At 55.2% G+C, this 1,794-nt stretch carries 4 protein-coding genes; 3 read left to right on the forward strand and 1 reads right to left on the reverse strand.

Translation table 11 applies throughout. The features are described from left to right. Nucleotides 1-206 (forward strand): hypothetical protein (locus ACM9HJ_RS30875; protein WP_416575648.1); only part of this gene is annotated, 206 nt, incomplete at its 5' end. Between the two features lie 40 nt (nucleotides 207-246). On the opposite strand, the gene ACM9HJ_RS30880 is transcribed toward ACM9HJ_RS30875, so the two are convergent. Next, nucleotides 247-648, reverse strand: coding sequence for a hypothetical protein (locus ACM9HJ_RS30880; protein ID WP_416575649.1), 402 nt, complete (start codon nucleotides 646-648; stop codon nucleotides 247-249). A 323-nt stretch (nucleotides 649-971) separates the two neighbouring features. Here ACM9HJ_RS30880 and ACM9HJ_RS30885 point away from each other — a divergent pair, with 323 nt between their 5' ends. Next, complete coding sequence (locus tag ACM9HJ_RS30885; RefSeq protein WP_416575650.1) at nucleotides 972-1,142, forward strand: hypothetical protein; 171 nt, start codon at nucleotides 972-974, stop codon at nucleotides 1,140-1,142. Between the two features lie 83 nt (nucleotides 1,143-1,225). Then, nucleotides 1,226-1,615, forward strand: coding sequence for a PRC-barrel domain-containing protein (locus tag ACM9HJ_RS30890; RefSeq protein ID WP_416575651.1), 390 nt, complete (start codon nucleotides 1,226-1,228; stop codon nucleotides 1,613-1,615). Nucleotides 1,616-1,794 lie beyond the last annotated feature (179 nt).

The following is a 1,794-nucleotide window of genomic DNA, read 5'->3' on the forward strand; positions in this document are numbered from 1 at the left end:
AGCGTCGTGTCCTGGCACATGAACGCATCCTTCAGATATTGATCGCCCACATGATGGAGGCGGAGCCGAAGTTTCTGGAACGGTTGCAGGAGAAATTCTCCAAGGGGCACGGCTTGGGGGACAACGAGCATGATTTCGTCGATACCGACCAATATGCGCGGGAATTCATCCGCAAGGTGGTGAATATTGGTGCGGACGGGATATGAGGAGGCAGTTGGCCGTTCGGCTTTTCGGCTTTCCTTCAGTTCACCCATCGGCGTCAGGTGAATGGTCCAAAGATGACGGCGACGATGGCCGCCGTGCCGGGGGCTGTGGGAATGACCATCGGTGAGTTGAACCCAACCAATCGCGTTTGGGGTGGGTGCGCACATCGTCGAGGAGTGTGGGTGGGGATGGTACGGCCTCGTCTGCGGTGATGATCGCATCCAGAACTTCAGGTTCTATGCGAAGTGCGAAACCATAGCCTTTGGCGATTTCGGTCAGATGCAGGGTTGTGGCAACCCGTTGCCAGGCAGGAAAAGAGAGTCCGTCCACTCTTTCCTCCTCGGTTTCGATTTCATATTCGCCGGCGGGCAGCGGACCATCGATACCCGGCAAACCGAATGGGCGGCGAAACCGCACAGCTTGGCGAATCTTACGGGTGGTCATTGGGGCGACTTTCTGCAGGCCGAAATATGTAGGTCTCATGATTTCGGCTTTAAGGGAATGATGGGAAATCATTCAGGGTGGTAAATTTACCATCCTGTTATTTTTAGTATATATCAACAATATTAATAGATTTTGTTCATATAAAATGAAGTTGTCACATGGGTATTTCCCGATCCTGTCATTGTTCTTCATTTGCATTATATTTAGACATGTTCGATGATCACCTTCTCTTGGGTGATGATCGAATTGTCATGGTGGCATGTGCGATTCTCTTGAATCGCTCTATGCGACCTGACACTCCGCCTCTTTCCGGGGGCAGCAGCATGAAAGATATCGATATGGAAAAGTCCGGTAACAAGCCCGCCAACAAGCCCACGGTTGCGCCGACCCAGGGGGGCAAGGGCAAGCCTGCCGAGGCGTCGCCGCATGCTTCGGGCGCTCATGCCGACAAGCATGACAAGGACACCAACGCCAAGCATGCGCAGAAGAAATAGCCCTTGCTTGGCTGTGCCGGTGGTGGACGCCCCTCCATCGCCGGCACTCTTTCCATGTCCAATCCGCAGTGAAGGAAGCAACCATGAAACGTTTCAATATTCTCTTGGCTGGGCTGGCCGTTGCCACGCTGTCGGTCGGCTCCCTGGCCTTCGCGCAAGGCGCCCCGCAGACCATTGCATTGACGCAGGTGGACCCCACCACCTTGGCCACCGGTTACCGCACCTCAAAGGTGGTGGGCAGCACGGTCTACAACGCCACGGGCGAGACGGTGGGCACCATCGACGATCTGATCGTGACGCCCAACGACAAGGTGCCGTTCGCCGTGTTGTCGGTCGGCGGCTTCCTTGGCATGGGATCGAAATATGTCGTCGTCTCCTACGCGGCGCTGAACGTGACGAACAAGAAGTTCGTCCTGCGCGATGCCACCAAGGAAACGCTGAAGAGCCTGCCGGAATATAAATACGCCTCATGATCGGCCTCGTTTCCAATGGCCGGTGCCGGCTAATGTCCGGCGGCCAGTTGCTTTCATGCAATCGGTATTTCTTCGGAAAGACGGATCATGAACCAAGGCATCATTTTGCTGCTCACCGCCTTGGTATTGTTGTTCCTGACAGAACGGCTCTGACGCCGGCCGGACACATCGGAGAGGTA

Origin of the sequence: Niveispirillum sp. KHB5.9 (assembly GCF_048066115.1) — a bacterium.
In the GTDB taxonomy this organism is placed as follows: Bacteria; Pseudomonadota; Alphaproteobacteria; order Azospirillales; family Azospirillaceae; genus Niveispirillum.

Bases quoted from the DNA above. Each gene is read 5' to 3' on its own strand.
- ACM9HJ_RS30880 (WP_416575649.1), bottom strand. From the start codon at position 648: ATGACCACCCGTAAGATTCGCCAAGCTGTGCGGTTTCGCCGCCCATTC.
- ACM9HJ_RS30885 (WP_416575650.1), top strand. From the start codon at position 972: ATGAAAGATATCGATATGGAAAAGTCCGGTAACAAGCCCGCCAACAAG.
- ACM9HJ_RS30890 (WP_416575651.1), top strand. From the start codon at position 1,226: ATGAAACGTTTCAATATTCTCTTGGCTGGGCTGGCCGTTGCCACGCTG.